Source organism: Kitasatospora sp. NPDC057518, assembly GCF_042802075.1.
Lineage (GTDB): Bacteria > Actinomycetota > Actinomycetes > Streptomycetales > Streptomycetaceae > Kitasatospora.
The window spans coordinates 1-5,790 of the sequence record NZ_JBHVEU010000524.1 but is presented as its reverse complement, the minus strand read 5'-3'; the positions used below and the strand labels follow the sequence as shown (position 1 = coordinate 5,790).

General features: G+C 74.4%; 4 protein-coding genes. 3 read left to right on the top strand and 1 reads right to left on the bottom strand.

Annotation, left to right across the window (positions count from 1 at the left end; translation table 11 throughout):
• The first annotated feature begins 116 nt into the window (after positions 1-116).
• From ACFU7Z_RS35010 to ACFU7Z_RS35000, 3 genes are all read left to right on the top strand, one after another.
• Positions 117-1,442, top strand: coding sequence for a hemolysin family protein (locus tag ACFU7Z_RS35010; protein WP_049654801.1), 1,326 nt, complete (start codon positions 117-119; stop codon positions 1,440-1,442).
• A gap of 30 nt (positions 1,443-1,472) precedes the next feature.
• On the top strand, positions 1,473-2,513 hold the full coding sequence (gene trpS, locus ACFU7Z_RS35005; protein WP_049654802.1) for a tryptophan--tRNA ligase: 1,041 nt from the start codon (positions 1,473-1,475) through the stop codon (positions 2,511-2,513).
• A gap of 62 nt (positions 2,514-2,575) precedes the next feature.
• Positions 2,576-3,064, top strand: coding sequence for a 2'-5' RNA ligase family protein (locus ACFU7Z_RS35000; RefSeq protein ID WP_259316624.1), 489 nt, complete (start codon positions 2,576-2,578; stop codon positions 3,062-3,064).
• On the opposite strand, the gene ACFU7Z_RS34995 is transcribed toward ACFU7Z_RS35000, so the two are convergent.
• On the bottom strand, positions 3,049-5,610 hold the full coding sequence (locus tag ACFU7Z_RS34995; protein WP_380782031.1) for a CDP-glycerol glycerophosphotransferase family protein: 2,562 nt from the start codon (positions 5,608-5,610) through the stop codon (positions 3,049-3,051). The two genes, ACFU7Z_RS35000 and ACFU7Z_RS34995, sit on opposite strands and share 16 nt — an antisense overlap.
• Between the last annotated feature and the right edge of the window lie 180 nt (positions 5,611-5,790).

Genomic DNA, 5,790 nt, shown 5'->3' with positions numbered 1-5,790 from the left:
GTGTCCGGACCGGGCTCCGCCGTCGTGCGGGCCCGGGTTCCGCGGCGGTGTCCGAGTCGGTGCTCCGCCGTCGTGTCCGGCCCCGGCCGGTACCGGCCGTCCTACACTGGCCCGCTGTGAACGAAACACTCGGGGACGCCGCGCTCGTCCTCGTCTTCATCCTGCTGGGCGGGTTGTTCAACGTCGCCGAGATCTCGCTGATCTCGCTGCGCGAGGGCCAGATCCGGACGCTGGAGGCGCACGGCACCCGCCGTGCCGCCCGGGCCGCGCACCTGGCCGCCGACCCCAACCGCTTCCTGGCCGCCGTCCAGGTCGGGGTGACCTGCATGGGCTTCCTGTCCGCCGCCTTCGGCGCGGACACCCTGGCCGGCAAGGTCGCCCCGCTGTTCGTCCGGGCCGGGCTGTCCGAGGGCGTGGCCGCCGCGGTGGCCCTGGTCGGCCTCACCCTGGTGATCAGCTACGCCTCGCTGGTGCTGGGCGAGCTGACCCCCAAGCGGATCGGCCTGCAGCGCGCCGAGTCGATCGCGGTCGTCGCCGCCCCGGTGGTGGACGTGATGTCGGTGGTGCTGCGGCCGGTGATCTGGCTGCTCGGCCACTCCACCAACCTGATGGTCCGGCTGCTCGGCGGCGACCCGACCGCGGGCCGCGGCTCGATGAGCTCCGAGGAGCTGCGCGGCCTGGTCGCCGCCAATACCGAACTCGGAAGCGACGAACGGGCGTTGATCGCCGACGTGTTCTCCGCCGGGGAGCGCCAGCTGCGCGAGGTGATGGTCCCGCGCACCGAGGTGACCTTCCTGGACGCCGAGCGCCCGCTGGCCGCCGTCCGGCACCAGGCCGACACCTCGCCGCACTCGCGCTACCCGGTGGTCGAGGGCAGCGCCGACGCGGTGGTCGGCTTCGTCCACGTCCGCGACCTGTACGGCGCGCGCGGCGAGCAGGCCGTCAAGGTCCGTGACCTGGCCCGCCCGGTGAAGCTGCTGCCCGGCACCAAGCGGGTGCTGGAGGCGATGGGCGAGATGCGCCGGGAGGGCCACCACCTGGCCATCGTGGTGGACGAGTACGGCGGCACCGCCGGGATCGTCACCCTGGAGGACCTGGTCGAGGAGGTGATCGGCGAGATCCGGGACGAGTACGACAGCCCGGCGGCCGCCCCCACCCGGCGGCTGGCCGGCGGCGGCATGGAGCTGGACGGTCTGCTCAACCTCGGCGACTTCGCCGAGGAGACCGGCGTCACCCTGCCCGAGGGCCCGTACGAGACGGTGGCCGGCTGCCTGGTCGCCGCGCTCGGCCGGCTGCCCCGGGACGGCGACCAGGTGCGGGTGCCCGTCGAGGGGGGCGGCGGGGTGCTGCTGACGGTGGCCAAGGTCGAGGGCCGGCGGATCGCCCGGGTGGGGGTGAGTGCGGTCACACTGGCCGAGCCCGCGGGGGCGGAGGTTTCCTGAGCGGTCGGTGGAACTGGAAGAATGGCCCGCATGGTCAACGCAGCGGTCACTGGTCCGGTCAAGGACCGTCCCCGGGTGCTCTCCGGCATCCAGCCCACTTCCGGCTCGTTCCACCTCGGCAACTACCTGGGCGCGGTGCGCCAGTGGGTCGACCTGCAGAAGGACAACGACGCCTTCTACATGGTCGTCGACCTGCACGCGATCACGGTGCCCCAGGACCCGGCGACGCTGCGCGAGAACACCCGGGTCTCCGCCGCCCAGCTGCTCGGCGCGGGCCTGGACCCGGACCACTGCACGCTGTTCGTCCAGTCGCACGTGCCCGAGCACGCGCAGCTCGCCTGGGTGATGAACTGCCTCACCGGCTTCGGCGAGGCCTCGCGGATGACCCAGTTCAAGGACAAGTCCTCCCGGTACGGCGCCGAGGGCACCACGGTCGGCCTGTTCACCTATCCGATCCTCCAGATCGCGGACATCCTGCTCTACCAGGCCGACGCCGTCCCGGTCGGCGAGGACCAGCGCCAGCACGTGGAGATCACCCGCGACATCGCCGAGCGCTTCAACACCCGCTACGGCCGGACCCTCACGGTGCCGAAGCCGTACATCCTCAAGGAGACGGCGAAGATCCAGGACCTCCAGGACCCGGCCGTCAAGATGAGCAAGTCGGCCTCCTCGCCCAAGGGCCTGGTGAGCCTGCTGGACGACCCGAAGGCCAGCGCCAAGAAGTTCAAGAGCGCCGTCACCGACACCGGCACCGTCGTGTCCTACGACGAGGAGGGGAAGCCGGGCGTCTCCAACCTGCTGCGCGTCCACTCCGCGCTCAGCGGCCAGTCGGTCGAGCAGCTGGTCGCGCACTTCGAGGGCAAGATGTACGGCGCCCTGAAGACCGAGCTGGCCGAGCTGTTCACCGAGTGGGTCACCCCCTTCCAGGAGCGCACCCGGCTGTTCCTGGACGACCCGGCCGAGCTGGACCGGGTGCTGGCGATCGGCGCCGAGAAGGCCCGCGAGGTGGCGTCGGTGACGCTGGAGACGGTGTACGACCGGATCGGCTTCCTCCCGGCCGCCAAGCGGTGAATCCCCTCACACGCCTGCCCGGTGGTGACGGCCTCCCCGAGGTCGTCACCATCGGCGTGTCCGTGAGCGTCCCGGACCCGTACGGCACGGCGATCCAGGACGCCCGGGCCGGGCACGGCGACCCGCTGGCCCGGTCGATACCCACGCACGTCACCCTGCTGCCGCCGACCGAGGTGCCCGCGGGGGAGCTGCCGAAGATCGAGGAGCACCTGGCGGCGGTGGCGGCCGCGCACCGGCCGTTCCGGATGCTGCTGCGCGGCAGCGGGACCTTCCGCCCGGTCTCCCCGGTGGTGTACGTCCGGGTCGAGGAGGGCGCGCAGGAGTGCCGGCTGCTGGAGGCGGACATCCGCTCCGGCCCGCTGGCCCGCGAGCTGGCGTTCCCGTACCACCCGCACGTGACGGTCGCCCACGGTCTGCCGGAGGACGTGCTGGACCAGGCGTACGAGCAGGCGCGCGGTTTCCGGGCGGACTTCCCGGTGCCGGGCTTCGGCCTCTCCCGCTTCGACGCGGACGAGGTCTGGCGGCCCTGGCGGAGCTACCCGTTCGGGTGAACCGGGGTGTGCTCCGGGGCGTGTCCGAGGGTGTGTCCTAGCCCTCCCCGGCCGCCGAGTTCGAGCATCCGGTCGACCACCCGGCGGGCCGCGCCGCCGTCGTCCAGCGCGCAGTGCTCGGCCCGGAAGCGCCGGTAGCGCTCGGCGTAGCCGGGCGGCGGTCCGCCGTCGCCGTCGGCCAGTTCGCGCAGCGCGCCGAGGAGTTCGGCCGACGTGGGCACCAGCGGGCCGGGGGCGTTCGACTCGAAGTCGAAGGAGAAGCCGCGCAGGGTGTCGCGGTAGTGCTCCAGGTCGTAGGTGAAGAAGTACATCGGGCGGCCGGTGATGGCGAAGTCGAACATGATCGACGAGTAGTCGGTCACCAGCACGTCCGCGACCAGCAGCAGTTCCTGCGGGTCGGGGTAGTCCCCGCAGTCGTACAGGAAGCCGTCGCCGGCGCCCGGCAGCGGCTCGCGGACGTGCGCGTGCGGACGGACCAGCAGCACGTGGTCCGCGCCGAGCAGGCGCCGCGCGTGGCCGAGGTCCAGCCGCAGGTCGAGCCGGAACCCGTCGCCGTCGCCGCGCTGCTGGTCCTCGCGCCAGGTCGGCGCGTACAGCACGATCCGCCGGCCCTCGGGGACGCCGAGCCGGCGGCGGACGGCCGCGGCGGCCCGCGGGTCCGGGCGGGCGAGCACGTCGTTGCGCGGGTAGCCGGACTCCAGCAGCTCGCCGCCGTAGCGGAAGGCGCGCCGGAGGATCGGGGTGGCGAACGGGCTGGGGGAGAGCAGCAGGCTCCACTGCGGGGTCTCCCGGTCGAGCGCCCGCAGGTAGCCGCGGTCGGCCAGCCAGGGGCTCTCGACGTCGTGGGCGATCCGCTTCAGCAGGGAGCCGTGCCAGGTCTGCACGACGACCTGGCCGGGGCGGCGCTCCAGGAAGTCCGGGAAGTGGGTGTTGCCGACCAGGTACCGGCAGGTGGCCAGCGCGCGGTACCACTCCGGGCTCCAGCTCCGCACCGGGACGACTCCGGGCGGCAGCGCGGCCTGGGCGTCGTCGACCACCCACAGGTGCTCCAACCGGCCGTCCCGGCGGGCGAGTTCGGCGTGCACCGCGCGCGGGGAGTCGGCGTAGCCGCGGCCGCCGAACACGTCGTACAGCACCGCCTCGCGCAGCGGCGCGCGGCGGGCGGCCGGGTAGCGCTCGGTGCGCAGCCGGTGCTGGGTCCAGGCGCTGCGCTCGGTGGCGGTGAGCACCGGGGTGGAGTCCACCACCAGGGTGTCGTGCCACCGGCGTTGCAGCAGGATCCGCTTGCCGCCCGCGGTGGTGGCGGCGGGGACGGCGGTCAGCGCGCCGGGGGCGGCGAGCAGCGGCCGGCCGTCCCCGGGGCGGCCGACCGGCTCCAGCGCGGCCTCCCAGACGCCCTTGCGCAGCGGCAGCGCGACGCCGTCCGAGCCGGTCCGGGTGGCGGGCACCCGGGCCCGGAAGCGGCCGTCCGGGCCGGTGCCGACCGGGGTGCGGACCTCGCTCGCGGAGCCGGGGTGGCGCAGCACCAGCTCCAGTGCCGAGGCCGGGCCCGGGCAGTGGCCGGACAGCTCGAAGCCGCCGTCCCGTACGGCGATCCGGTCGACCAGGCCGGCCGCGGGCTGGACGCAGAGCTGGAGCCGGCCGTCGGCGAGGTGCTTGAGGTAGAGCACCCGGTCCGGGGCGCCGGGCAGCGGGTGCTGGCCGGCCACCGGGCCGCCGCGCTCGTCGAGGCAGGGCTGCACGGCGGCGCCGTCGGGGTACAGCAGCTCGGCGTCCCAGTGCTCCAGCCGGCCGCCGCCCCGCCCGTCGGCGGTGAACGGCCGGTACGGCACCCGGACGGTGAAGGTGTTGCCGGTGCGGGCGAGCGGCCGCTCGACCACCGCGTCGCTCTCCCGGTGGCGCAGCCGCAGCACGGTGCCGGAGGGGCAGGTGTCGGCGACCCCGTCCAGGTCCAGGCCGTCGGGGGCGGGGGCGGCCCGGGTGACCAGGACGGCCGGGCGCTCCAGCCGCAGGTGCAGCCGGCCGTCGGCGAAGAACGGCTGGAGCCGGACGTCGCGGTCCACCCAGTGGGCCGGCGGGTACTCGCCGGACCCGCACCAGTACGGGGCGAGGGCGCCGTACCGGCGGCGCACCCGGGCGGGGCGGGGGCGGGTGAAGAGCGTGGCCTCGATCCGCCAGTCGCCGAGCAGCCAGTGGCCCCCGCGGCGCAGCCGGCCGGGGGCTATCAGGGCGGTGAAGCCGGACCAGTCGTGGTTGTGCTCGGACTGGGCGCTGTCGTCGGTGACCTCGGGCATCCGGCGGGGGCGGGAGCGCAGGTGCAGCGGCGGCTGGGAGCGGTTCTGGTGGCGGAGGGTCAGCCAGGTCCAGGCGGAGCCGGGCCGACCGGTGTCCTGGCCGTCCGGGCGGGCGAAGCCGGTGAGCTCCAGGCCGCGGCCGTGCCAGCGGGCGCGCAGCAGGCCGAAGGCGACGTCCTCGTCGGCGGCGGGGTGGTCGGCGGCCACCCGGGGGGCGGCGTGCGGCAGGACCAGCCGGGTGAGCACAGGCATGGCGGTGGGAGCCCTTCGGGAGGGAGATCCACATCCCATCCAGAAATGGCGCCGGGGTCAATTGCACGCTTTTTCGAATGCCCCGGGGAATCGCGTTTCCGGGAACGCCCATTCGACATTCGAAATCGGTTTTCCGGTCGTTTCCGGATCCGGCTCCGGAAACGCGCGGGCGCCCGGCAC

Excerpts from the sequence above, each read along its gene's own strand:
- trpS (WP_049654802.1), top strand. The coding sequence starts at position 1,473 with ATGGTCAACGCAGCGGTCACTGGTCCGGTCAAGGACCGTCCCCGGGTG.
- ACFU7Z_RS34995 (WP_380782031.1), bottom strand. The coding sequence starts at position 5,610 with ATGCCTGTGCTCACCCGGCTGGTCCTGCCGCACGCCGCCCCCCGGGTG.